A 24,810-nucleotide genomic window follows, 5' to 3' on the forward strand; every position below is an offset into this window, starting at 1 on the left:
GGCGTTAACATGAATGATTTAGCAATTTACTATCATTCTCCGCAACAAACGAAACAATACAATCATTTGCTCAACCAATCACTTTTTTTCCCTCTTGTTACTTTTATGTATGAACATCGGGAAGAAAGAATCATTTTAAGACAATTAAAAGCGGCCTTTGCAACAGAAGCCAAGTTAGAACAATTTTTATCAGAAATGATTGATTGTCAGTTAATCATTCGGGAAAATCGTCAATATCGTTTGAATTTTCCTATCTATACGGCAGCTGAAGTTGCGAGTTTGCCCTTGGCTGAAGACGAACTTCCTAAGTTTAAAGGAACTGTAACAGAGCAATTATTTTGGCTAGCTGAATCTTTTTGGCCACAAGTGTTTCCAGAAGAGGAAGACTATTTTTTTGGCGTGAGCGGTGGCCCCTCATTTTATCAAAAACAAAGATTGGCCTCGGCACAACTATCTATAATTACGCTTGAAAAAGAGAAGACAGAGGTTCCAACAATGCCTCGTTATTTTGATTATTTGGGCAAAGAGGAAGCCTTGCCAGAAGCCTTCAGCGCTTTATATGACTTGCTAGGGGACGTAAATCCTGAATACTATCTTTCGCAAGCGAGAAGAGTCATTAAACAAGCTCTGCGAGGCCGCAAAGTCAGTACTGTGCCTAATATTTTTCAAGAAAGTTTGCACTTGACCCAAGTGATTACGATTGACCAGGACCACTTAAAACTCCTTTTACCAGTAGCAACGGAACAAGCCGAGCCTTTAGAAGCACAGTCGGATATTCTAGCATTTTATTATGAAAAAATTGCTAACCGATCGGCCATCGAACGCTTAGTTTTTATGCAACAATTGATTGAGCAACTAGGTACGAACTCTCTAAGTTATCTTAGAATAAATTAAAGTTACGATAATTTTATTATGTAAACTAAAAATCAATAACAAGAAATGACGCCGCTTCTTAGTGATAAATGGCGTCATTTCTTTTGCGAACTTTTTTCGTCCAAAAACCACCGGAAATGAACTTAGGCTCATAGGAAATGATAAATGCTCTCGGCTCTAATTGATTGATTAATTTGTACAATGTACGTTCGTTTTTTCTTGGGGAAAGAATTTCTAAAACCATTCGTTCTCCTTCGCGTCCGTAGGCGACACTTTGCGTAACACCATAGCCGTGTTCACGAAGTGTTTCTGGTAAATGAAATTGTTCAGTAGTAGAAGGGAGGATAACCGATACCATAATATAACCCAAGGCCAAATAGTCTTCGATTTTAATTCCTACACTAATGCCAACAGCGTAACCAAGCGCATAAACAAGTAAATTTAAAGGATTGTCTAACCGATTCAGAACCATACTCAGCCCTAAGACATAAATTGTTATTTCAGCCATACTAACCAGCGGTGCAATAACCCGATAACCTTTCATCGTTAACATAAAACGAATAGTATTTAAGGTAATATACGCAAAATTAATGATAAAAATCATAGCTAACATTTTCAAATCAACGACCATAAAATAAGTACCTCTTTTCAAAATCTTTACATCCAGCCCTCATTATAGTACAGAAAAACTGAGAATCAAAGGCGAAACACTTATAGAAATGAATTCTTTTTTGAATACTCGCTCATATTATTCGCCTAATTTAACTGTTATTTGATATAATCTTAGTATGAAGTAAAAAGGAGGTAAGCGATGAAAATTTTTGTTTGGATTTTGTTATTTTTATTAGTAATTAACGTTATTGCTGCCTTAATTACTGTTTTTAGAAAACCTCGTAGTATTTCCAGCGTTTTAGCATGGATGATGACGTTGATTTTCTTGCCTGGTATCGGCTTTATTATTTACTTATTCTGTGGGCGAGGTATCGATGGACAAGAAGTTTTTAAATTGTCTGATGATGAAAAACAAATGGTTCAACGAATTAAAGAAAAAGTGGACGTTGATAACAAAAAAGCAGGGCGCGATAAACGTTATGATTTACTTTATGATGCGAAAGTTTTAAATCGTTATTTCCGGAATATGGACGCATCACCGTTGGCCAAAAGAAATAGTTTGCAATTATTCACAGATGGCCAAGAAAAATTCCAAGCATTATTTGAAGATATCCGTGCAGCGAAAGAAACCGTTCATGTGGAGTATTATGCGTTTTTTAATGACACAATTGGCAATCAATTTTTAGATGTATTAATTGAAAAGTTGCATGAAGGCGTGGAAGTTTACTTAATTTACGATCCTTGGGGTTCACCCGGCGCAAATAAAAAGTTTTTTGCTCGTTACGTTGACGCTGGAGGAAAAGTAGCTCCCTTTATTACTTCTCGCGATATGATCCGTAAAACACGTCTAAATTATCACTTGCATCGGAAAATTGTTGTCATCGATGGGAAAATTGGCTGGACCGGCGGGTTCAATGTTGGGGATCAATATTTGAATTTCACCGAAAAATTTGGTTACTGGCGAGATACCCATATTCGTTTGGTCGGGACGGCCGTATTTTCATTGCAAGAGATATTTATCATGGATTGGAATGCTTCAGTCAAATATCCTGAAGAACGTATGACGTATCATGAAAAATATTTTAAATTACCAGAAGATCATGAAGTGGAGCATTTGTCCTTACAAGTTGTTTCAGATGGTCCTGATTCAGAAGAAGAAATTTTGAAAAGCGGGTTTGTTCGGATGATTTTTTCTGCAGAAAAGAGTGTCTGGATTCAAACACCGTATTTAATCCCTGACGATAGTATGATTAATGCGTTGTTAGTGGCGGTGCGTTCAGGTGTCGACGTGCGAATTATGATTCCTTGTATGCCTGACCATCCCTTTATTTACCGCGCAACACAATATTACGCGAATTACTTACACAAACGCGGCATTAAAATTTATATTTATGATAGTGGGTTTATTCATGCAAAAACAATGGTGATTGATGATGAATTAGCTATGGTTGGGACAACAAACCAAGATATTCGCAGTTATTCATTGAATTTTGAGGTAAGTACGTTTATTTACAATCCTGACATTGCGTGGATGTTAGCGCAAGTCTTTGAAGAAGATATAGAAAAAAGTGTCTTACTAACCGACGAGATAATTAAAAAACAAGGTTACTGGCTACGCTTCAAGCAAAACTTTTCACGCTTGTTGTCCCCAGTCTTGTAAAAAATATCTTTTAAACAGCTGTACGCTAGTCAAAGAATGATTAACTAATAAAAAACTAAGAAATTAGATAAAAATCTAATTTCTTAGTTTTTTTATCGTTTCATTTTTGCTATATCTGTCAATTTTTCTGGATTAAGGATGAGGTACTCTTGTTTCTCTTTTTGAATGAGGCCCTCTTTTTTAAATTGTGTAATGAGGCGTGTTAAATGACGATAACTAACGTTTAATGTAGTTGCACAAGTGGTTAGTTTACAATTGAAATAACTATTCTTTTGATGCGCTAAAATATATTTTGCTAAGCGAACATCAACAGGCTCTATCAAAGAGGAAGCCAGAAGTGCACCAGAGTTAAGTCGCTCACTTAAGGTAAGACAAATGGTTTGTAAAAAAAGTAAATCATTCTGTAACACTGTGCGGTGTTCATTTAACGGAATACATAAACAAAGACACGCAGTATTAGCCAAAACATTACTTTTTGGTGATTTTTTCCATAAAGAAGAGGCTTCGCCTAAGAGCGCAATTGGGTGAGTATAGCTGATGCAAACTTTCTGGTCTTCTAATGTAGGCGTATAAATCATAACATTTCCTTCCAAAAGAAAGTATAAATGATTAGAGGATTGATCGAGTTCAATTAAATGTTCGGATTTTTCAAATGTTACTAATTGGCCAATTTCTGCTAATGGTGTATCCATGTAAGTCTGCAATTGATATAAATCAATATATTCTTGTAATTTCTGTCTATTTTTCAAATATTTCATAAAAACTGTCAGCACCTTTATTTATTGTTAGCTTCATTATAAAATATTTCCAGATGAAAAACGAATATTTTTTTGTTATTTTTGTTAATTGTATGTAAATAAAGTGTAAATAAGGACTTGTGTCTCTATTTAATACTTTAAAAGTTTGCTATGATTTTCTTTGTAAACGAAACATTTATTTTTAGGAGGAGAAAAAATGCGTTTAAAAAAAGTGACATCAATTGTTTTGGGAAGTTTACTTATTCTAGGGTTAAGCGGTTGTGGCATGAGTCAAGCAAAGAAAAAAGAAGTAACATCAGATAAATTAGTTGTTCAATTTGTGCCTACGAATAATGATGGCAGTATGGAAGCGAAGACAAAACCTTTTGCAGAATATTTGTCAAAAAAATTAGATCGTGAAGTGGAAGTAACCTTAGCAACAGATTACTCGACGATTTCTGAAGCAATGGATTCTGGAAAAGTAGATTTAGGAATCATGCCACCTGCAGCCTACGTACGTGCAAAAGATATGCACGCGGCGCAAGCGATTTTAACTTCACAGTTGAAAGATTATGATCAAAAAACAGGGAAGCCTTTAGACAATGTTTTAGCGACAACCTTTAAAGGTGAAGTTTTAGTCCGTAATGATAGTAATTTAAAAGAATTAAAAGATTTAAAAAATAAAAAAATCGCAACATTGAATCCTAATTCTGCAAGCGGCTATATTTATCCTGTCGCTGAGTTAAAAGATTTAGGAATTGATCCCGTACAAGAAGCTACTTTAACGACGGTAAATGATATTCCCAGCGAAATTACTGCCGTTTTAAACGGCCAAATGGATGCAGCCTTTGTTTTTGAAGGAGCGCGAAATGTTTTTAATGCAGCCTTCCCAGAGAAAGATTTAACCAAAGAATTACGTGTCCTTTATTTAACAAAAGGTGATATCCCTAACGATGCCATTGCAGTCAATCCAAAAATGTCAACTGATCTAAAAGAAAAGATCAAAGAAACATTTTTAGAGATGAAAAATGACCCTGAAGGAAAAGAAGCTATGAATTTATGGGGGCATTTAGGTTATGAAGAAGCAGCAGATGATGCATATAATACAATCCGTGCATATACAGAAAAAGCAGCAGAATAATCACTAAGACTAATCTAATCAATTAAAGGAGTATCAAAATGATTGTTTTTACTAATGTATCTAAAACCTATCCAAACGGGGTACAAGGATTACAAAATATTAACTTGACAATTAAGGAAGGCGAAATTGTTGCCATTATTGGTTTGAGTGGTGCTGGGAAAAGCACCTTTTTGAAGTCGATTAATCGACTAGTGGAAATAACGGAAGGTGAAATTCATATAAACAATCAGTCAATTACTCAGGCTAAGAAAAAAAAGCTGCGCTTGATTCGCCGACAAATTGGTCTTATTTCACAAAATTTTAATTTGATAAAACGCAGCTCTGTACAAAAAAACGTTCTCTCTGGGCGTTTGGGCTATTACTCTACTTGGAGAAGTATCTTTGGCTTATTTACTAAGGATGACTATCAAAAAACAACGGCAGCTTTAAATGCTGTCGGACTTGTGGATAAACTGCATACACGTAGTGATGAATTAAGTGGCGGACAGCAACAACGTGTCTCTATTGCACGTGCGTTGGTTCAACAGGCGCCGATCATCTTGGCAGATGAACCCGTAGCTTCATTGGACCCTATTATGACAAAAAAAGTGATGAACGATTTACAAACGATTAATCAGACACTAGGGAAAACTATCGTTATAAATTTACATTCTGTTTCTTTAGCACGGGAGTATGCCACAAGAATTATTGCTTTAAAAAGTGGTGAAGTTGTTTTTGATGGGATTCCAGAACAATTGACTGATACTCGTTTAGAAGAAATTTACGGAATGGCAATCTTTGAAGAAGTAGAAATGGCGGAGAACAACGTATGAAGATAAAAGATACTATCCATTTTCTATGGTATAAAAAACTATTTATATTGTTTATTATATTTATTTGTATAGAAAGTAGTATTGCTGTTACTGGTGCGGATTTTACTGAAATTCTTACTAATTTCAGCCAAATTGGTCGCTTTTTGCAGCAATTTTTCCCACCAGACTTTTCATTTTTACCCAAAATTATTACACCTTTAATCAAGACATTGGAAATCTCTTTTTTAGGCACGATACTAGGATTCCTTTTAGCAGTTCCTTTTAGCTTTTTAGCCTCAAATGTTGTCACAAAAAACAGAATAGGGTTGTTAATATTAAGATTTTTTCTAAGTTTGATTCGGACAATTCCGACACTTTTACTTGCGGCATTAATGGTGGCGATTTTTGGTATTGGTGAAGCAACAGGTGTCCTGACAATTACCATCTTTACTTTTGGTATGTTATCACAATTAATGTTTCAGGCAATTGAAACAATTGATTTAGGGCCAATTGAAGCTACCGAAGCAACAGGAGCCACTCAATTACAAATTGCTGTATGGTCTATTTTCCCGCAAGTAGCCAGTCAATTTTTTGGGTATGCTTTTTACGCCTTTGAAGTAAATGTTCGTGCATCCACAGTATTGGGTTATGTAGGTGCTGGGGGCATTGGGATTATTTTAAACACCTCCCTTTCTTTAGCTAAATATGATCGCGTGGGTATCATCATTCTAGTCATATTGGTAATGGAAATAGTTGTTGATTGGTTGAGTGCATATGTTAGGAGAACGTTATTATGATCATAACAGAAATAAGTAAAAAGAAAATAGTATCAACAGTAGTACTAATTTTACTATTTTTCATTACACTTACACGAATCGATTATACAGGACTTCAAACATTTTCTTTAAAAATGGCGATAGATGTATTTATTGGATTGGGGCATCCAGATTGGTCCTTTGTCTACGATGGGAGTGGGGAAGATTTAGTAAGTTTACTTGTTTTAACGGTTGCAATTGCTTGTTTGGGTACTTCTTTTGCAACTGTATTAGCAATACCAGTAACTTTACTTAGTGCCGTTAATTTGTGGCCATCTGCACCTTTTTTAACAAAGTTTGGCAAGCTTGGTAGCCATATTTTACGCGCTTTTCCAGAATTAATTTTAGCAATTATTTTTGTAAAAGTCTTGGGGCCCGGCCCATTTGCTGGAGTAATGGCAATTGGTGTTCACCAAATTGGGATGTTGAGTAAGTTGTTCACAGAAGAATTAGAAAGTATGGACGAAAAATTGATCGAAAGTATGGATGCTGTGGGGGCAAATTTTTGGCAAAAGTTATTTTATGTGCGAATCCCTTCTTTACTACCTATTTATAGCTCTCTGATATTAAATCATGTTGAAATTGCTATTCGAAGTGCAGCTACTTTAGGCTTAGTAGGTGCTGGGGGCATTGGAGCACCATTAATTTTTGCGATCCAAACAAGAAATTGGAGTAAAGTGAGTATTCTATTAATAGGTGTTGTATTGACAATTTTTGTTTTAGATCAAGTAACAGAATTAATTAGAAAGAAATTGAGATAGTATGGATATTTTACATTTATCAGATATTCATTTTCGTAGAAATTATGAAAAAACAAAAGATGGTTATAAAGGAATGTTAACCAAAATGGAAAATCCGTTGATTCGCTTAGAGTCCTCTTTAACCAGTCTATTAAAAATAAAAAAAATTGATTTAGTAATTATCAGTGGTGATCTCACAGAAGACGGTGAGCCAGAAGACTACGCTTTTTTAAAACAAAAGTTACAAACTATCTTACAGGGAATTCCGATGATTGTGACATTAGGAAATCATGATATAAAGAAAAACTTTCGAATTGGTTGGCTTAATCAAATAGGAACTGAACGACCGTATAACGTTGTACAAACTTATCCAGAATTTCACATTATTAGTCTAGATAATTCAGAACATGACAATCCTGATGGCCATATGAATAAGGAACAAAAAGATTGGTTACAAACAACTTTAAAAAAATTGTCAGATAAGCCTATCCTGTTAGTCATGCATCATCATTTGTTAAGGGAACAAAGTAGTATGCCGACATTGCCAGAAGCAGAGGAAACCATTCAATTATTAAAAAGTTCTGATATTTTAGGTGTATTAACTGGCCATACACATCATCCGTATTTACACCACATAAACGGGATTCCCTATTATACGGTAGCTGGCATGTCTTTTGTTGGCGAAGATGAAGGTCAGGGGATTGTAAGGTTTGAAGAAAATTATGGCTATAACCTATATTCTATTGACAAAGGTCGGTTTACCCATTTTCAAGTAAATTATTATAGAACAGACAAACTATTAGCTAAATTAAACATGCAGATAGATAGCTCTGTTTTATAATTACACAATAACATACCATAGTAACTGGTCATAAAAAATCAGTTTGCTATGGTATTTGCTATGTGGGAAAAGATTAAAATAGAGTGTAGTGCACGACAATTTCATCTTCATCTGCTTATCTTAGGTTCGTACACCTAATTCATTGATAATCCCTCTAAATAATGGTAAATTAAAAATAAATTCAATCAGCTATTCTATCGTGAGAAACATAGTTATTACGTAGATCAGATCAAAGGGACATTCACGACGAGCAAATATTGAGTGTGTTTGCTGGAACGTGCATGTGTGATTTGGTCTTTTTTATTGAGCTGTTATTTTATAGATAAGGAGTGGTCATCATGGACTACCAAGCAATAGCAAAAGAAATTTTGAAAGACGTAGGTGGCAAAGACAATATCGTGGATGTCACACATTGTTATACACGATTGCGTTTCGTATTGAAAGATACGAAACAAGCGAACAAAGAAGCCTTACTACAAACAGAAGGTGTCATTTCTGTTGTTGAAAGTGGCGGGCAGTATCAAGTGGTTTTAGGCAATAAAGTCGCGCATGTCTATAATGCTCTAGAACCTTTGTTGGCTCAGCAACTTACGACCAAAACATCCACAAAAGAAAAAAATTCATTAGGCAATCGAATTTTAAATACTGTTGCCGCGATTTTCACACCTATCGTACCAGCAATTGCCGCTTCTGGCATGTTAAAAGGAATTCTAGCTATTGCTGTGATGGTCGCAAACAATTTTTACCAGGTCGATTTAAAACCTTTGAATACGTATATTATTTTAAGCGCCGCTTCCGATGCACTTTTTTATTTTATGCCAGTTATTTTAGGTTATTCAGCTGCTAAGGTTTTCAAAACAAACGAATATATCGCCATGGTAATTGGTGCCACCTTATGTTATCCGACCATCGTTTCATTAATGACTGAAAAATCAGCGGTTACCTTGTTTGGATTACATGTGACCAAAGCCAATTATGTTTCCACAGTAATTCCTATTATTCTTGCAATTTTTATGTTAGCTTATGTGCAACGCTTTTTGGAAAAAGTCATTCCAGAAGTTCTAAAAATTATTATGGTTCCTACACTGTCATTACTTTTAATGATTCCAGCCACTTTATTATTATTTGGACCGATAGGGATTTATTTAGGTGACGGCGTGAATTGGTTGTATTATTATATAATGAATTTGAGTCCCATCTTGTTAGGCGGTTTTATCGGGGGAATTTGGTGTGTCTTAGTCATTTTTGGGGCTCACCGTGGGCTTGTGCCAATTGGGATTAATGATGTCGCTCGAACAGGACGGCAAAATTTGCTAGCGTTTGCTGGTGCAGCGAACTTTTCTCAAGCGGGCGCCGCATTTGGCGTGTTTGTCCGCACAAAAAATAAAGACTTGAAAGCTGTTGCTGCCTCTGCAACAGTGACTGCATTATTTGGTATCACAGAACCAGCCATTTATGGGGCAAACTTGCGGTTAAAAAAACCGATGATTTATGCGGTGGCTAGCGGAGCAGCAGGCGGGGCCTTAATGGGCTGGGGCGGTTCCTACGGGACAGCCTTCGCTAACCAAGGACTCTTGACCATCCCAGTTTACGCAGAAGCAGGAACCAAAGCCTTTATTTGTTATTTATTAGGTTGTGGCATTGCTTTTTTTGGTGCATTTCTATTAACGATTTTTCTAGGCTTTAATGATTTACCGCTTGACGAGTCACGTCAAGAACCCAGCTTAAAGACAGAGACAGTCAAAGAAAAGCAACGGATTCAAGCACCTGTTCAAGGACAACTCGTATCTTTAGACCAAATCAACGATGAAGTCTTTGCTTCTCAACAAATGGGAAAAACGCTAGCTATTTATCCGACAGAGGAACAAATTGTTTCACCAGGAAATGGGCAAGTGACGGCTTTATATCCAACTCATCATGCAATTGGCTTAAAGTTAGACAATGGTGCTGAAATCCTCCTTCACATTGGAATCAATACAGTCGAATTAAAAGGGCGGGGATTTGAAACGTTCGTAAAAGTAGGAGAAAGAGTCAGGCTAGGACAAAAGCTGCTTTCTTTTGATAAACAAATCATCCAAGCTGCTGGTTATGATCCAACCGTCTTAGTCATCGTAACAAATACTGCGGAAATGGCTGTAATTGAGACAACCAAACAAACAGAGATTACACCACAAACAAATTTATTTTTCATGCAAGTAAAGGAGCAAAACTAATGGTTAAACAATTTAAGAACGATTTTTTATGGGGCGCTTCTTCATCCGCTTTTCAAATTGAGGGCGCTTGGAATGAGGACGGCAAAGGCCTAACAGTTGCTGATTACAATTCTTTTAAAAAGTCAGCTGTACAAGCAGATACGAAAGTCGCCAGCGATTTTTATCATCATTTCAAAGAGGACATTGCGTTAATGAAAGAATTAGGCTTAAAAACCTATCGTTTTTCTCTTTCATGGGCACGAATCATTCCAACAGGTGATGGCGAAATCAATCAAGCCGGCATCGATTTTTATAATGCCGTCATTGATACACTTTTAGAAAACGATATTTTGCCGTTTGTCACACTTTATCATTTTGATTTACCTTTTGCATTGGTGGAAAAATACAATGGTTGGGCGGATCGTCGCTGCGTTTCCGCATTTCAACGCTATGCGCAAGTTTGTTATCAAGCGTTTGGTGATCGAGTCAAAAATTGGCAAGTTACAAACGAACAAAACTTAATGATTCGTGTTGATGAACGAATGAATATGTACGATGTTGCACCAGAAAATGCTGAAAAAATTCGTGCACAAATGGATTACCATATGTTTGTTGCCCATGCGTTAGCGACGAATGATTGTCACCAATTGGTCGCTGGGGGAAAAGTCGGTCCCTCTGTTTCCTCAACGATGACTTATCCTAGTTCTAATAAGCCTGAAGATGTTTGGGCGGCTCGTATGAATGATAACTTTAAAACGAATTACGCTCTAGAAATGTATTGTTTTGGCGAATACCCAGGTTACTATCAAGAGTATTTGACCAAATGCGGCATTTATCCCGAAACACAGCCAGAAGATCAAGCAATTTTGAAAGCCGCTAAACCAGATTTTATCGCTCTTAATTATTATCGGACGTTAGTCGCTAGCTATTTACCGACAGATGAGCAACACCCATTGGGTACGAAAGAAAAGGACATTGATTTTGATCTATACGGTTATTTTAAAATCGAAAAAAATCAACATTTAAAAACCTCTAAGTATGGTGCCCAAATTGATCCAACTGGTCTACGTTTAGTTTTAAATGATTATTATCGTCAATACCGTTTGCCATTAATCATTACAGAAAACGGTTTAGGCACACCCGATCACCTAACAGAGGACGGAAAAGTTCATGATGACTATCGAATTGCGTATTTGCATGATCATATTGCTGCTTGTCATGCGGCTATTTCTGACGGTGTTGAGTTGTTTGGCTATTGCCCTTGGTCGGTCATGGATATTTTAAGTTCTCATCAAGGATTCAAAAAACGCTACGGTTTTATTTACGTCAATCGTGAAGACCATGAGTTAAAAGATTTACGACGCATTAAAAAAGATAGTTTTTATTGGTACCAATCAGTAATTAAAAATAATGGGTTACCAGAAGAATAGTGCCCAAAAAGGATCATCCATTGCATACGCGGGTGATCCTTTTGTTTTCAAGTTCTGTCATTCCGTGTTAGATTTAAGTTAATAAACCCATTAAAGGTGGTGAGAGAGATGAATAATTACGATTTATGGAAATGGGCTGCCGGGAAACGAACCGAAAAAGATAAAAATGAAACCTATAGCGCCAAAAATTGGTGGTATGTTTTACTAATGCTCGGTGTATTTGTAGGGATCATGTTGTTGTATTATTTAATCTCTGTACTTTGGAATTAAGGGAAAATAGGCAAATGAGGAATTAAGAATAAAAAAAGACACCTGAAAAGGTGTCTTTTTTAACAGGATTCAGACAATGATAGCTGAATTGGAATAGGATAATTTTCCTCGAGTGCAACATCAGGATCCTTCATTCTACGAAGCAGTAAGTCAATCATAACGTCACACATCTCGTCGATTGGCTGCACAATGGTTGATAGTTGTGGGGCAATTCTTTTGATTAATTTTGTCCCATCATAACCAATTACTTTTAATTCTTCAGGAATGGATATCTTCAATTTTTGAGCAATATTCATAACTGTAATTGCTGTCAAATCATCGGTACAAAAGATGCCGTCTACAGTTTTATTTTGAAGCAAACGTTCGATTTCTAGATTTTTTAATGTTATTGAGGTTCCATTATCAATTTGTAGAATCGTTTTTTCTGCGCCATATTTTTCCATCGTTTGTTTATAACCAGCCAATCGATAATCGCTAGGTGCGCCTGTGTTATTAGCACCAGTAATAATTGCAATCTTTTGTGCACCACTTGCAAATAAGGCTTCAGTGGCTTTTTGGCCACCTTGAAAGTTTTGCGAAGAGACAATTGGAATGCCAGGTGCCAAGAAACGGTCAAAGGAAACAATAGGTAGTGAAACATTTTCATATTCGTTAATAGCTAAGTTATGGCTACCAGTGATTACACCGTCCACTTTATTTGCAGCGAGCATTCGTAAATAGGCGCGCTCTTTTTCTGGATCTTTTTCACTATCACATAAAATCACTTTATATCCTTGAACAAAGAGCTTTCTTTCCAGTGTTTCAATTAATTCACCAAAAAATGGATGACTAACAGAAGGGAAGACTAAACCAATCAGCTGCGTACTTTTTCCTTGGAGGCTTCTGGCTAATCCATTAGGTTGATAATTTAATTCTTCCATCGCTTGATGAACTTTATCAATTGTTTTTTGACTAAGATAACCATAATTATTAATCACGCGGCTTACCGTTGTCGGGCTCACCCCAGCAAGCTTAGCTACATCCGTTAATTTAACCACCATCAAAATTCACCATCATTCCTAATTATTCGTATTTTCCAGCTCATAAAAACAAGCTTTTGCCGTCTTGGATAGATGAAGATACTGTTGCGCTTTATCTGGAAAGAAGCGACCAGTCATCGTTTTTTCACCTTTATTTACATAGATTTCTGCAACAGAACAATCAACAAAAATAGTTAACTGAACTGACTTATTTTTCCTAATTTTAGTTTCACGAATTGTGCCATACTTTTCAGCAAAAGGTTGGCCAGCAAATGTTCGATCAAGGGTTATTTTACCATGAATCGTATCAATTGTAATTAAAAGTCCTTTTGAACCCGTTTCGTTCGCTAAAAGCCGAATAAAAGCAATCTCATTTTTGGAAATATCCACTTCTAATTCAAAAGAAGCAGTAGATAAAAAATGGCAGCCATTTGATAAAATAGTGGCGGATTGACGAAGCATTTCTGTTTCAGAAACTGGATATTGAAATAGTTTCCCGTTGTGAATTGTGAGTTCTTTAACCAGACTTAAGCCATTTGCCCAACCCTCCACATCACTTGGGTAAGTGATTTCTGGCAACCCAATCCAACTGACCGCAAGTGCACGACCATCTGGCGCATTAAAGGCTTGAGTGGCGTAGACATCAAATCCTTCATCTAAATTTTCAAAAGGCCCAGCCTGAACTAAAGAAAGATTTTCCAAATCAAACGTTTCGGCCAATGTGTACATATTCGGATAGATATTCTGATAACTTTTTACAGATGGAGATAGACCTTGTGGGCAAAATAATAAGACAGGCTGGCCATCAATAAATACCAAATTAGGACATTCAACCATGTAGCCTAATTCTTGGTCGGTGAACGTCAATTCGCCAAGTTGATGAAAATTGTGTACATTTCGATCTTTAGAAAAATAGACCACAATTTTTCCTTGTCCATTTAAATCACTAGCACCAATTAATAAAACAAGTCCTTCTTGATAAGGAAATACCATCGGATCACGAAAATGGGAAGAATAATTGGGGGCAATAGGTAGGAATGGTGTTGATTCCTTTGTGATCGCACCTAAAGAATTCAGCCATGCAATATTTTGATATGCAAATCGTTGCCAAGTTTGATCACGAACATTTCCTGTATAAAATAAACATAGTTGGTTATCTATTGGTAAAGCTGAGCCTGAATAGACGCCATGAGAATCATATTCAGAGTCGGGATAAAGGGCAATTCCTTCATAATCCCAGTGAATTAAGTCGGAGGAAGTTAAGTGGGCCCAACTTTTTAGTCCGTGAACACTCCCGAAAGGAAACGCTTGATAAAATAAATGCCACTGGTTATTGAAATACGAAAAACCGTTGGGATCATTTAGTAGTCCTGTCTGTGGTTGAATATGATACTTAAAACGCCAACTAGATTGCGCGATAATAGAAGTTAGATTTTCGAGGTGAGCAGATGTCCAAGAAGAATAAGGCGCATAACGTAATTCATCAGTCCATTGGTTCATGATGCTTGACATAAGTAATGTCTCCTTTATTAGAAAATAGTAGTTAGTCTAATAGTATAAACAAATCAGAAAAAAGTCAAACGTATAACATATATAAATCTATTTAAATCAAAATAATATTATAATTTACATTTATTTATGATAAACGTTTGACATATTACGCAAAAACGAGTATCATACAAAATGTAAAAACGGTTACAGAAAAAAATTAACAGGACTAGTTTAAGAGTGAGGAGAACCAGAATGAACAGAAATTGGTGGCAAAAAGAAGTGGCCTATCAAATTTATCCACGTAGCTTTTCGGATAGTAATAATGACGGAATTGGTGATTTACAAGGCATTATTCAAAAACTGGATTACTTAGAAAATTTAGGAATTACGCTGATTTGGCTGAGTCCAATGTACCCGTCGCCAATGGCTGACAATGGATATGATATTTCAGACTATTATGGTATTTCTAGCGATTTTGGTACAATGGCAGACTTCGATGAACTCATTGAAGAAGCAAAAAAACGAAACATAAAAGTTATTTTAGATTTGGTGGTAAACCATACATCTGATGAACATGCTTGGTTTCAAGATGTTTTAAAAAATCCTCAAAGTCGTTTTCGAGACTTTTATATTATAAAAGAAGGACGAGAAGCACCTACAAATTGGCGGTCTAACTTCGGTGGTAGTGTTTGGGAAAAATTACCTGGGGAAGATGCCTACTACTTTCATGCCTTTCATAAAAAACAGCCGGATTTAAATTGGGAAAATCCTGAACTACGCAAAGAAATCTATCAAATGATTCGTTTTTGGTTAAACAAAGGAATTGCTGGTTTTCGTGTAGATGCGATTAATTTTATTAAGAAAGATTTGACTTGGACAAACTTACCTGCTGATGGGTCAGATCAATTAGCCAAAGTAACAAAAGCTAGTAGAAACATGCCAGGAATGAGTGACTTTCTGAACGAATTAAAAGAAAAAGCTTTTGCTGGCTTTGATATTGTCACAGTTGCCGAAGCGGCCGGCGTCAATTATCCAAATTTATCAGAATTTATTGGAGAAACAGGGTATTTCGACATGATTTTTGACTTCAAATGGGCTGATTTGGATGTGAAATCAGGAAGCGAATGGTTTTATAGAATCGATTGGTCTTGGAATGATTTACGCACATTAATTTTCAAACAGCAAGAAGCCATGCAAGAGGCTGGTTGGAGTGCAAATTTTATTGAAAATCATGATCAACCTCGAGCGACAACGAAATATTTAAAAGAACAGGCTCAACAGCCAAATGCGGTTAAAACATTCGGCGCCATGTATTTCTTTTTAAGGGGTACGCCTTTTATTTACCAAGGACAAGAATTAGGAATGACCAATTTTGAAAGGGGTTCGATTGATGAATTCGATGATATTTCTAGCATTGATCAATACTATCGAGCAATAAAAGAAGGATTTACACCCAAAGAAGCCTTGTCACTTGTCAATTTGCGTAGTCGAGACAATGCCCGCACGCCTTTTCCATGGAATGATTCTATGTATGGCGGTTTTTCAAGCGTCAAACCTTGGTTAGGAATGGTGGATAATTATAAAGAAATCAATGCCGAAGCAGAAATAAAAAATAGTCAAAGTATTTTTCATTTCTATAAGCGGATGATTGCATTTCGTCAAAAGAGTCCCTATACAGACATCTTACTTTATGGAACATTTGAGGGACTATCAAATCTTCCAGATAATGTTATTGCTTATAAACGCAAATTAAATGAAAAAACAATTTACGCCTTTTTTAATTTTGGTGAGGCGGTTCCAATCCCTCATTATTTAGTTAATGGCACAGTTATTTTTGATACACAGTCTGAAGAACGAGAGCAGTTAGTTCAGCAGGGAACATTATTAAAAAGCTATCAAGGACTATTGATTACTATAAATGAGTAGCTAGGAGGAGTATAACATGGCAGAAAATTATCAGCAGGCAGCCAAAGACATTATTCAATTAATCGGTATGGATAACATTATATCGGTCACCCATTGTCAAACGCGGTTACGTTTTATTTTGAAGGACCACGAACAAGTAGATGGTAAACAACTAGAAAAAATTGATTTAGTAAAAGGTGTCTTTTATAATGGCGGTCAATACCAAGTGATTTTAGGAACTGGTATTGTGACTAAAGTGTATGATGAAATAGAAAAACTTGGAATCAATGTTGTGTCAAAAGCAGAGCAAACAGCAATTTTAAAAAATAATGAAACGGGCATGCGCAAAACAATGCGCATTTTAAGTGAAATATTCATTCCAATTGTTCCAGTAATTGCAGCAACAGGATTGTTCCTAGGGTTAAAAGGTGTTATTTTTAACGATACTTTTTTACAATTATTCGGAGCAAGTGTAGCCAATATTCCTGAAAGCTTTCAACAAATTGTCTCTGTCATTACAGATACCGTCTTTGCCTTTTTGCCAGCTTTGATTGTTTGGTCTACCTTTAAAGCATTTAATGCGACGCCTGTAATCGGGATTGTTATTGGTTTAATGATGGTATCACCCATTTTACCAAACGCTTATGCAGTTGCAACACCAGATTCTGGCGTGAAAGCTATTATGGCTTTTGGTTTTATCCCAGTTGTCGGTGCACAAGGATCCGTTTTAAGTGCAATTGCTGCTGGTATAATTGGCGCAAAGATTGAACTTTTTTTCCGAAAAAAGATGCCGAATATTCTCGATCAAATTTTTACACCTTTTATGACTATGTTAATTACTTTTTTAATCATGATTCTCGGAATTGGCCCAATTTTGCATACCGTTGAGTTAGGCATGGTAGATGTTGTCCAATGGTTGATTGGGTTGCCCTTAGGACTAGGTGGTTTCGTGATTGGTGCCTCATATCCTTTAATGGTTTTGATTGGTATTCATCATACACTAACTATGGTAGAAACATCATTATTAGCAAATACAGGATTTAATGCATTGATTACAATATGTGCCATGTATGGGTTTGCCAACGTTGGCAGTTGTTTAGCCTTTGCGAAAAAAGCGCAAGATAGCAAAGTGAAGTCGACAGCCATTGGTTCTATGTTGTCTCAATTATTTGGAGTTAGTGAGCCTGTGTTATTTGGATTACTTATTCGTTGGAACTTAAAACCGCTGCTATGTGTCTTGTTTACATCAGGTTTAGGCGGAGCAATTTTAGCTATTTTTCATATTCAATCAAATTCTTATGGCTTAGCCGTTATTCCTTCTTTCTTAATGTATATCTATAGTGCACATCAATTAGTGATCTATTTATTAGTCGCACTTTTATCTGTCGGTGTATGTTATGCATTAACCAGTCTATTTGCAATTCCGCAAGAAGTTTTGATTTCAGATAAAGTAATCGAAGAGGAAGAACGCGAAGTCTTTGAAATGCAACACAATACCTTAGATGAACAACTTTTTTCTCCGGTAACTGGTTACGCCATGAATCTTACTGCTGTTAATGACCCAGTATTTTCAAGCGAGATGATGGGCAAAGGTTTAGCAATCATGCCAACAGCGAACAAGGTTTACGCGCCTGCAGATGGTTTATTAAACTTGGTTGCAGAAACTGGGCACGCTTATGGTATCCAAACGGACGCAGGAGCTGAAGTATTAATTCATATAGGAATTGATACTGTCACATTGGGGCAGGAGGTCTTTCAGACACAAGTAACCCAAGGTCACCGTGTTAAAAAAGGAGATCTTTTAGGAACGTTCGATCGAAAAGCCATTAAAGAAGCTGGGCTTGACTCAACTGTCATGGTTATCATTACAAATACTTCAAGTTATTTAAGCGTAGAGCCAATGATGTCAGATCATAATGAAATTACGCCGGAACAAATCATTTTAAATCTAAATACACCTAACTAAACAAAAGAACAGCAAGAAGTAGTTATCACTTCTTGCTGTTCTTTTTCTTAATAAAAAACCAATGATTTTCGGTTGTATTTGTCTATCCGTTTGTAGTATGATTGAGTCAGTTTTAAAGGAAACATGCCAAGTATGGAAGACCATACTTGACACGCATTGACTAATTAAACATGGGGAACGTTGCCATAAGTTGATGTTCCAGTCAATAATGCAAGTAAATCAAACATAGCATGTACCTCCTTTAATTGATAATCAAAGTATAACATTTTTTAATGAATTTACATAATAATACAAGTGGAGGTCTGTTCGTGAAGGTAGCAGGAGACAAAATAAAACAAGCGAGAAAACTTAAAAAAATCACACAATCAGAGCTGGCTAACGGCATCTGTACGCAAGCAACAATTAGTAATATTGAAAACCGTAATCTATGTGACAGTTTAGATATTTTCTCATCTATTTGCCTCCTATTAGATTTAGAAGTAGAAGAATGCATGATGATTTCTGAAGAAAAGAAAATTGAAAATCTACTAAACAAAGTCGAGGATTTATCTTTACGGTTATTTCACTTAGAGGCCTACAATTTATTACAAGAAGTGCCTGAAGGTCTTATCTTATCTAATAATGAACTAACGACTAAATTGTTATATTATAAGGGAATTACTTGTTTATTAGGAAAAAAAGATAAAGCAGAGGCCTTGTTTTACCTATACCGGGGCGCGGAAATTGACCGTAAAGTCAATATTTACAACATTTTAAGCCTGAATGCGCTAGGTACGCTATATGAACTGGAAAAAGATATGAGAAAAGCGCAAGTGTATTACGAAAAATCATTACAAGAATTGGAACAATTTAAATTAGAATGTTCCTTGGAGCGCTGTAGAATTTATTATAATTCTGCTAAATTCTACTCGGAAATAAAAGATTACCAAAAAAGTGTCATTTTAAGCGAAAAAGGGATTCAGATTTGTCGTGACAAACACTCCATTTATTTGCTAGATTATCTTTTATATGAAAAAGCCTTTAACAAACAAATGCTCGGGGAAGACACAGCCGATGACTATCGCCAAGCCTATTATTTTACACAATTTTTTGGCAATACGGAAGTCCTGCAATATATTGAGAAAGATATGAAAGCTTTTAATATTTCCTATTAATTTAATCAAAAAGCCGATAAAAGCTGAAAACTCAGTTTTTACCGGCTTTTTGAAAAATATAGGCAAGTTGCTTTTAAAAATCAGCAGTCACGGTTACGATAAGCAAGACGAAGTATTTAGGAGGATTTAAAAATGAAAAGAGTAATGTGGTTTAGACGTGATTTACGATTACAGGATAATAAAGCATTAGCACACGCGTTACAAAATTCTGCAGCTGATGAATTGATTTTATTATTCCAAATGAATCCTCAACAATTTATTCAAGAAAGTGCTAATCATAACGCTTTTTTTGCAAGTTTAGCCTCGTTTAAAGAACGAATCGATCAAGAGGCACATTTACAAATCATGGTCGGCGAACCATTAGATTTATTTTCACGTTTGAAACGCAAATTACCCGATTGGCAGGCCATTTATTTTAATGAAGATACTTGTGGTTTTGGGGCAAAGCGGGACCAGCAAGCTATGCGCTTTTTTGAAGAAAATAATATTCAGTCTTTCTCTTTTCAAGATGCCTATTTGCATGGCTCTGAAGAAATTAAGAAGAACGATGGCAGCAAGTACCAAGTGTTTACGCCCTATTACAATAAATGGAAAGAGGCGCCTAAAGAAACACCGATTCCTGTTTCCTATACAGCTGAAAAAATTTTTAGTGCGTGTCTTTTTCCAGAAGAGGAAGCAGCTTATCGTGAACAGATTGCGAGGATTCCTTTAAAACACTATAGTGTCGGCGAAAAAACAGCCAGAAGGTGCTTAAATACTTTTATTGATCAAAAACTTCGATCCTATGAAAATAAGCGTGATTTCCCTTATCAGGATCAAACGAGTCATCTGTCTACTTTTTTAAGAACGGGAGAACTTTCGATTCGCACCATTTGGCAAGAGCTCGCATCTATGCCTTCTAGCTTAAGTAAAGAAACCTTCAAAAAAGAATTAGCTTGGCGCGACTTTTACAATATGATCTATAGTACGTTTCCACAACAAAAAGAGGAAGCTATTCAAGAAAAATTTCGTTATATTCAATGGACAAATGACCCAGAAATGTTTGCCAAGTGGCAAAAAGGGGAGACGGGGTACCCTATAATTGATGCCGCAATGCGACAACTGAATCAAACTGGTTGGATGCACAATCGCTTAAGAATGATTACTGCCTCTTTTTTAGTTAAAAATTTACACATTGATTGGCGTTGGGGTGAAAAATACTTTCAAAAAATGTTGATTGATTATGATGCCGCCAATAATATCGGTGGCTGGCAATGGGCTGCTTCGACAGGAACGGACGCTGTCCCGTATTTTCGGATTTTTAATCCAATTATCCAGTCAAAAAAATTTGATAATGACGGCCAGTTCATCAAAAAATATGTTCCAGAACTTAAGCAAGTGCCACAAAAGTATATTCATCAACCAAATCTAATGAACGAAGCCTTACAAACGCAATATCATGTACATTTAGGAGAAAATTATCCAAAACCCATTGTCGATTATGCATCAAGTAAAAAACAAACATTGTTTCTATATGAAGCGAGCAAAGAAATTCATCAAGAAATGAACAATCCAAGGTTTAAATAAACAGTAAACCCAACTAGCTTAGCAAACAACTTGTAAGGTTAGTTGGGTAAATTAATTAGTCGAAAGAGAAGTGCAATTTATCGTCTAAAGTTTTTTATTTTATTCTAGTTTACATAATATACATTATACAAAGTAGAGTAAAAAGCATTGAAAAGCAAACAAAACCAGTCCTTAGTTTATCTAGACTGGTTTTGTCACGTACGTTATATAAATTATGCTTGTTGATTAATTGCTTGTGCGACACGTGCTCCATATTCCGGATTTACTCTAGTGAACAAATCAATTTGACGCGCGATGATTTCTTGATTTTTCACTTGACCTAAAGATGCCGCTATATTGTTAATTAAGTTTTCTTTTTCTTCGCTTGGCAGCAAATTATACAAAGCGTTTGCTTGTGTAAAGTGATCTTGATTATAGCTATAATTACCAACATTTCCTTCAACTTCAAAGGAACTAATTTTCGCCTTAGGATCTTCTTTTGGTGTTTCAGTATAACTATTTGGTTCGTAATTAATTTCGCTATTACCATTGTTAAAACGCATATTGCCGTCTTTTTGGTAGTTATTTACAGGCGCTTTTGCTTGGTTGATCGGCAATTGGTGACTATTAGCGCCCACACGATGACGATGTGCATCCCCATAAGCGAACAAACGTCCTTGCAATAATTTATCTGGAGAAGCTTCAATACCAGGAACGAAATTCCCTGGTGAAAAGGTTACTTGTTCAACCTCTGCAAAATAATTCTCTGGATTTCTATTTAAAGTCATCGTGCCAACTTCAATCAGCGGATATTCTTTTTGAGAAACCGTTTTTGTTACATCAAAAAGAGTTTCTTTCATTGTTAACGCATCTCCATACGGGATAATTTGCACAGATAATGTCCAAGAAGGAAATTCTTGATTTTCAATTGCATTATGCAAATCTTCAATATGGAAATCTGGGTTTTTCCCAGCAATTTCTTCTGCTAATTGACTCTCTAGATTTTTGATTCCTTGATTCGTCTTGAAGTGATATTTAACAAAAAATACTTCTCCAGCAGCATTGACCCATTTGAATGTATGGCTACCAAAACCATGCATATGACGGAACGACAACGGAATGCCACGATCACTCATTAAAATTGTTACTTGATGAAGGCTTTCAGGTGAATGAGACCAAAAATCCCAAACAGCTTCTGGACTTTTCAAATGCGTCCGTGGATTTCTTTTTTGGCTATGAATAAAATCTGGAAACTTAATTGCATCACGAATGAAAAAAATGGGCGTATTATTGCCAACTAAGTCGTAATTTCCTTCGTCTGTATAGAATTTAAGCGCAAAACCGCGAGGATCACGCAATGTATCTGATGAACCTAACTCTCCAGCTACAGTTGAAAAACGAGCGAATAAAGGTGTTTCTTTGCCAACTTCAGATAAAAAATCGGCTTTAGTATATTGTGCCATTGATTGACTCACCTTGAAAACACCATGAGCACCAGCACCTTTGGCATGAACAACCCGTTCTGGTACGCGCTCACGATTAAAATGAGCTAATTTTTCTAATAAATGAACGTCTTGGATTAGGACAGGTCCAAATTCTCCTGCAGTTAGCGAATTTTGATTATCGCCAACTGGACTTCCTTGTGACGTAGTTAAATGTTGATTTTTCACCTAAAACACTCCTTCATCTAAAATTATACTCATTGTATAAAAAACCACTCTGCATAACAAAAATAATGCTTAAAAACACTCGAAAACATTTGTTATTTAATAGAATGATTAAAAATAGCAGTAGAATTTAAATCAAAAGCAAATGTATTAATTTTAAACTGTTTACACCATCTAAAATAACAACCAATAATTCAAAGAAAACTAAAATGCTGTTTTTTTATTCAAAAAAGACCTAGCATCCCAATCATGCTAGGTCTTTCGTTACTTTTTTTGAGGGACCGTTTTTATTGGTCATTCAGCGTTATTGATTGATCGCAACAGTCGTGTCTTCAGTCGATAGACCTGTCATAGAGGTGCTATCGGAAAATATTTTTTCAACTTCTTGTTCTGATAAAATATTTTCTTTCTTAGGCATTGAAATCGTCGCTTTTTTGGCTTTTTGTGTAATGCTAATTTTACTAGATAATGATTCAAGTCCCATGTCAACGTTCTTGTCTTGCTGCGGTTTCACATTAATCAACATATTTGTTTTATTTTCTTTTGTATTAACAGAAACTTTGGCAGAAACATCTTTGACTTTTTCGAAAGGATCTTGTTCTTTACCTTTCTCAGATGCTTCTGTCGTAATTTTGATTAACTTTTGTAATTCTTTTTTTGTAAACGTATGGGTAATGGTGTCCCCTTTTTTCTCGAACGTATCCTTGTCTAATCCTTCTAAAAACTCTTTGTATTCCTTAGCAGACTGTTTTCGTTCTTTTTCCGATTCTTGATACTCTTTGATTGTATCTTGCCATTCTTTCGTACTTTCCTCGTTCATGGCTAAAAGATCAATGTATTTTCCTTTTAGTTTTTCTGTATCTAACTGAGAACTATCGATAGCACCGTCAGTCATTGAGTCTGCGACAGCGACAATATATTCCATCATATCTGTTGCTAAATAGAGTTTTGGCTCTTTGCCCTCGTTATCTAACGATCCAACCAATGAAATCGGTACATCCATTCCCATCGCTTTTAATTTCATCTCTAAGTTGAATGCTTTTTCTTTTTTGGCATCTACTTGAATCTTCCCAGAAAGCGATGCGTCTTTGATTTGCGTGATGAGCATCCCAATCATAGGATTCGTTTGTGCACCATCTTCTTGTGAAAATTTCATGTCACTAATTGACATAGAGAAATCCCAAACCCCAGATTCTTGTGCGTTTTGATTGCCGATTCCTTGAATGAACTCATCTTTCGCACTTTTGCCACAACCTGTCAGTAACAAAGCTGAACAGAAAACGCCTACGACAATCCCCACTTTTCTTTTTAACACACTTTTTCCCCCTCATTATATAAAAAATTAATTCCCTTTTATTAAGAATAGCAAACATTGCTTATAAATAGCAATGTTTAATTTTAGATTTCCTCTCTTTTAATAAGTGGGATTGATTTAATCTTTTAGGTTTGAATCATTAAGCTGTATTATTTTTAAAATAAAATTGCTTTTCGCCAAAAAATACTGGGAAAAGTTCTGCTAAACTGCCAGCTAAAGGACCTTCTCGCAATTCTTTTTCAGTGACCCAAAACAAGGGTTGTTCCGTTTCTTCTGGTAGTTCATCCGCTGTTTCTGCAATGAATAATGTGGCTAATTCCCGCGCACCTGAACAATCATTCAGCCATTCTGCAACACCTACTAATTGTGGCTTCAGCACTAATCCTGTTTCTTCAAGGAGTTCGCGAACCATGGCTGTTTCCATGCCCTCGTTTTTTTCAACATGTCCGCCAGGGAACGTCCAACCAGGCCAATCCTTTTTTTGTCGTTCTTGCACAAGGATTTCATTTTTCTGATTTCTAATCATACATAATGTTGTTAATTCCACTTCAAAATTCCGTTTCATTTGGCACCTCATCATTTTTTCCTTTGTTAAGGTTACGATACAGAAAAACAGAGAAAGATTCAACTAAGAATTTTCTCTGTT

At 36.0% G+C, this 24,810-nt stretch carries 21 protein-coding genes; 14 read left to right on the forward strand and 7 right to left on the reverse strand.

Annotated elements, in window-relative coordinates:
* The first annotated feature begins 9 nt into the window (after positions 1–9).
* Positions 10–894: a DUF1803 domain-containing protein gene (locus IGL80_RS07350; protein WP_002360266.1), complete on the forward strand. Its 885-nt coding sequence runs from the start codon at positions 10–12 to the stop codon at positions 892–894.
* Between the two features lie 58 nt (positions 895–952).
* Here the strand turns inward: IGL80_RS07350 and IGL80_RS07355 are convergent, their stop codons facing one another.
* Positions 953–1,504, reverse strand: a complete 552-nt coding sequence (locus tag IGL80_RS07355; protein ID WP_002360267.1) for a DUF2179 domain-containing protein — start codon at positions 1,502–1,504, stop codon at positions 953–955.
* A gap of 180 nt (positions 1,505–1,684) precedes the next feature.
* Here IGL80_RS07355 and cls point away from each other — a divergent pair, with 180 nt between their 5' ends.
* Positions 1,685–3,145, forward strand: a complete 1,461-nt coding sequence (cls, locus tag IGL80_RS07360) for a cardiolipin synthase (protein WP_002404307.1) — start codon at positions 1,685–1,687, stop codon at positions 3,143–3,145.
* Between the two features lie 92 nt (positions 3,146–3,237).
* On the opposite strand, the gene IGL80_RS07365 is transcribed toward cls, so the two are convergent.
* A complete protein-coding gene (locus tag IGL80_RS07365) occupies positions 3,238–3,903 on the reverse strand; it encodes a cyclic nucleotide-binding domain-containing protein (RefSeq protein ID WP_002404308.1) in 666 nt (221 codons plus the stop codon).
* Between the two features lie 196 nt (positions 3,904–4,099).
* Here IGL80_RS07365 and IGL80_RS07370 point away from each other — a divergent pair, with 196 nt between their 5' ends.
* The 8 genes from IGL80_RS07370 (at position 4,100) to IGL80_RS07405 (ending at position 12,102) form a co-directional block, all read left to right on the forward strand.
* Positions 4,100–5,023: a phosphate/phosphite/phosphonate ABC transporter substrate-binding protein gene (locus tag IGL80_RS07370; protein WP_002360270.1), complete on the forward strand. Its 924-nt coding sequence runs from the start codon at positions 4,100–4,102 to the stop codon at positions 5,021–5,023.
* Between the two features lie 38 nt (positions 5,024–5,061).
* Positions 5,062–5,835 (forward strand): phosphonate ABC transporter ATP-binding protein, encoded by a 774-nt coding sequence (phnC, locus tag IGL80_RS07375; RefSeq protein WP_002360271.1) that lies wholly within the window; start codon positions 5,062–5,064, stop codon positions 5,833–5,835.
* Positions 5,832–6,611 (forward strand): phosphonate ABC transporter, permease protein PhnE, encoded by a 780-nt coding sequence (gene phnE, locus IGL80_RS07380; RefSeq protein ID WP_002360273.1) that lies wholly within the window; start codon positions 5,832–5,834, stop codon positions 6,609–6,611. The genes phnC and phnE overlap by 4 nt, the downstream gene beginning before the upstream one ends.
* Positions 6,608–7,390, forward strand: a complete 783-nt coding sequence (locus IGL80_RS07385; protein WP_002360274.1) for a PhnE/PtxC family ABC transporter permease — start codon at positions 6,608–6,610, stop codon at positions 7,388–7,390. Before phnE ends, IGL80_RS07385 begins: the two co-directional genes overlap by 4 nt.
* 1 nt (position 7,391) lies before the next feature.
* Complete coding sequence (locus tag IGL80_RS07390; protein WP_002360275.1) at positions 7,392–8,210, forward strand: metallophosphoesterase family protein; 819 nt, start codon at positions 7,392–7,394, stop codon at positions 8,208–8,210.
* A gap of 338 nt (positions 8,211–8,548) precedes the next feature.
* A complete protein-coding gene (locus IGL80_RS07395; protein WP_002360276.1) occupies positions 8,549–10,423 on the forward strand; it encodes a beta-glucoside-specific PTS transporter subunit IIABC in 1,875 nt (624 codons plus the stop codon).
* Positions 10,423–11,832, forward strand: a complete 1,410-nt coding sequence (locus IGL80_RS07400) for a glycoside hydrolase family 1 protein (RefSeq protein WP_002360277.1) — start codon at positions 10,423–10,425, stop codon at positions 11,830–11,832. Before IGL80_RS07395 ends, IGL80_RS07400 begins: the two co-directional genes overlap by 1 nt.
* A gap of 108 nt (positions 11,833–11,940) precedes the next feature.
* Positions 11,941–12,102, forward strand: coding sequence for a hypothetical protein (locus IGL80_RS07405; RefSeq protein WP_002361843.1), 162 nt, complete (start codon positions 11,941–11,943; stop codon positions 12,100–12,102).
* A gap of 59 nt (positions 12,103–12,161) precedes the next feature.
* Here the strand turns inward: IGL80_RS07405 and IGL80_RS07410 are convergent, their stop codons facing one another.
* Together IGL80_RS07410 and IGL80_RS07415 are read right to left on the reverse strand one after the other, a co-directional pair.
* On the reverse strand, positions 12,162–13,142 hold the full coding sequence (locus tag IGL80_RS07410) for a LacI family DNA-binding transcriptional regulator (protein ID WP_002404309.1): 981 nt from the start codon (positions 13,140–13,142) through the stop codon (positions 12,162–12,164).
* An 18-nt stretch (positions 13,143–13,160) separates the two neighbouring features.
* A complete protein-coding gene (locus IGL80_RS07415) occupies positions 13,161–14,621 on the reverse strand; it encodes a sucrose-6-phosphate hydrolase (RefSeq protein WP_085366451.1) in 1,461 nt (486 codons plus the stop codon).
* A 243-nt stretch (positions 14,622–14,864) separates the two neighbouring features.
* Here IGL80_RS07415 and IGL80_RS07420 point away from each other — a divergent pair, with 243 nt between their 5' ends.
* The 4 genes from IGL80_RS07420 (at position 14,865) to IGL80_RS07435 (ending at position 21,203) form a co-directional block, all read left to right on the forward strand.
* Positions 14,865–16,538 (forward strand): glycoside hydrolase family 13 protein, encoded by a 1,674-nt coding sequence (locus IGL80_RS07420; protein WP_085366385.1) that lies wholly within the window; start codon positions 14,865–14,867, stop codon positions 16,536–16,538.
* A gap of 16 nt (positions 16,539–16,554) precedes the next feature.
* The gene (locus IGL80_RS07425; protein WP_002360285.1) at positions 16,555–18,483 is read left to right on the forward strand and encodes a sucrose-specific PTS transporter subunit IIBC; all 1,929 of its coding nucleotides are present in this window, start codon (positions 16,555–16,557) and stop codon (positions 18,481–18,483) included.
* A gap of 272 nt (positions 18,484–18,755) precedes the next feature.
* Complete coding sequence (locus IGL80_RS07430) at positions 18,756–19,637, forward strand: helix-turn-helix domain-containing protein (protein ID WP_002360286.1); 882 nt, start codon at positions 18,756–18,758, stop codon at positions 19,635–19,637.
* Between the two features lie 132 nt (positions 19,638–19,769).
* Entirely contained in the window at positions 19,770–21,203 is a 1,434-nt protein-coding gene (locus IGL80_RS07435; RefSeq protein ID WP_002404312.1) for a cryptochrome/photolyase family protein, read from the forward strand.
* Positions 21,204–21,415: 212 nt separating this feature from the next.
* Here IGL80_RS07435 and IGL80_RS07440 read toward each other — a convergent pair whose 3' ends face one another.
* The 3 genes from IGL80_RS07440 to IGL80_RS07450 form a co-directional block, all read right to left on the reverse strand.
* Complete coding sequence (locus IGL80_RS07440; RefSeq protein WP_085366383.1) at positions 21,416–22,852, reverse strand: catalase; 1,437 nt, start codon at positions 22,850–22,852, stop codon at positions 21,416–21,418.
* A gap of 301 nt (positions 22,853–23,153) precedes the next feature.
* On the reverse strand, positions 23,154–24,164 hold the full coding sequence (locus tag IGL80_RS07445) for a hypothetical protein (RefSeq protein WP_002360290.1): 1,011 nt from the start codon (positions 24,162–24,164) through the stop codon (positions 23,154–23,156).
* Between the two features lie 139 nt (positions 24,165–24,303).
* Positions 24,304–24,729 (reverse strand): 8-oxo-dGTP diphosphatase, encoded by a 426-nt coding sequence (locus tag IGL80_RS07450; protein ID WP_002394459.1) that lies wholly within the window; start codon positions 24,727–24,729, stop codon positions 24,304–24,306.
* Between the last annotated feature and the right edge of the window lie 81 nt (positions 24,730–24,810).

Source organism: Enterococcus sp. DIV2467a, from assembly GCF_050532945.1.
GTDB lineage: Bacteria > Bacillota > Bacilli > Lactobacillales > Enterococcaceae > Enterococcus > Enterococcus faecalis.

Excerpts from the sequence above, each read along its gene's own strand:
- IGL80_RS07390 (WP_002360275.1), top strand. The coding sequence starts at position 7,392 with ATGGATATTTTACATTTATCAGATATTCATTTTCGTAGAAATTATGAA.
- phnC (WP_002360271.1), top strand. The coding sequence starts at position 5,062 with ATGATTGTTTTTACTAATGTATCTAAAACCTATCCAAACGGGGTACAA.
- IGL80_RS07410 (WP_002404309.1), bottom strand. The coding sequence starts at position 13,142 with ATGGTGGTTAAATTAACGGATGTAGCTAAGCTTGCTGGGGTGAGCCCG.
- IGL80_RS07420 (WP_085366385.1), top strand. The coding sequence starts at position 14,865 with ATGAACAGAAATTGGTGGCAAAAAGAAGTGGCCTATCAAATTTATCCA.
- IGL80_RS07395 (WP_002360276.1), top strand. The coding sequence starts at position 8,549 with ATGGACTACCAAGCAATAGCAAAAGAAATTTTGAAAGACGTAGGTGGC.
- IGL80_RS07425 (WP_002360285.1), top strand. The coding sequence starts at position 16,555 with ATGGCAGAAAATTATCAGCAGGCAGCCAAAGACATTATTCAATTAATC.
- IGL80_RS07450 (WP_002394459.1), bottom strand. The coding sequence starts at position 24,729 with ATGAAACGGAATTTTGAAGTGGAATTAACAACATTATGTATGATTAGA.
- IGL80_RS07415 (WP_085366451.1), bottom strand. The coding sequence starts at position 14,621 with ATGAACCAATGGACTGATGAATTACGTTATGCGCCTTATTCTTCTTGG.
- IGL80_RS07370 (WP_002360270.1), top strand. The coding sequence starts at position 4,100 with ATGCGTTTAAAAAAAGTGACATCAATTGTTTTGGGAAGTTTACTTATT.
- IGL80_RS07355 (WP_002360267.1), bottom strand. The coding sequence starts at position 1,504 with ATGGTCGTTGATTTGAAAATGTTAGCTATGATTTTTATCATTAATTTT.
- IGL80_RS07350 (WP_002360266.1), top strand. The coding sequence starts at position 10 with ATGAATGATTTAGCAATTTACTATCATTCTCCGCAACAAACGAAACAA.
- IGL80_RS07405 (WP_002361843.1), top strand. The coding sequence starts at position 11,941 with ATGAATAATTACGATTTATGGAAATGGGCTGCCGGGAAACGAACCGAA.
- IGL80_RS07400 (WP_002360277.1), top strand. The coding sequence starts at position 10,423 with ATGGTTAAACAATTTAAGAACGATTTTTTATGGGGCGCTTCTTCATCC.
- IGL80_RS07430 (WP_002360286.1), top strand. The coding sequence starts at position 18,756 with ATGAATTTACATAATAATACAAGTGGAGGTCTGTTCGTGAAGGTAGCA.
- phnE (WP_002360273.1), top strand. The coding sequence starts at position 5,832 with ATGAAGATAAAAGATACTATCCATTTTCTATGGTATAAAAAACTATTT.
- IGL80_RS07385 (WP_002360274.1), top strand. The coding sequence starts at position 6,608 with ATGATCATAACAGAAATAAGTAAAAAGAAAATAGTATCAACAGTAGTA.
- IGL80_RS07435 (WP_002404312.1), top strand. The coding sequence starts at position 19,770 with ATGAAAAGAGTAATGTGGTTTAGACGTGATTTACGATTACAGGATAAT.
- cls (WP_002404307.1), top strand. The coding sequence starts at position 1,685 with ATGAAAATTTTTGTTTGGATTTTGTTATTTTTATTAGTAATTAACGTT.
- IGL80_RS07365 (WP_002404308.1), bottom strand. The coding sequence starts at position 3,903 with ATGAAATATTTGAAAAATAGACAGAAATTACAAGAATATATTGATTTA.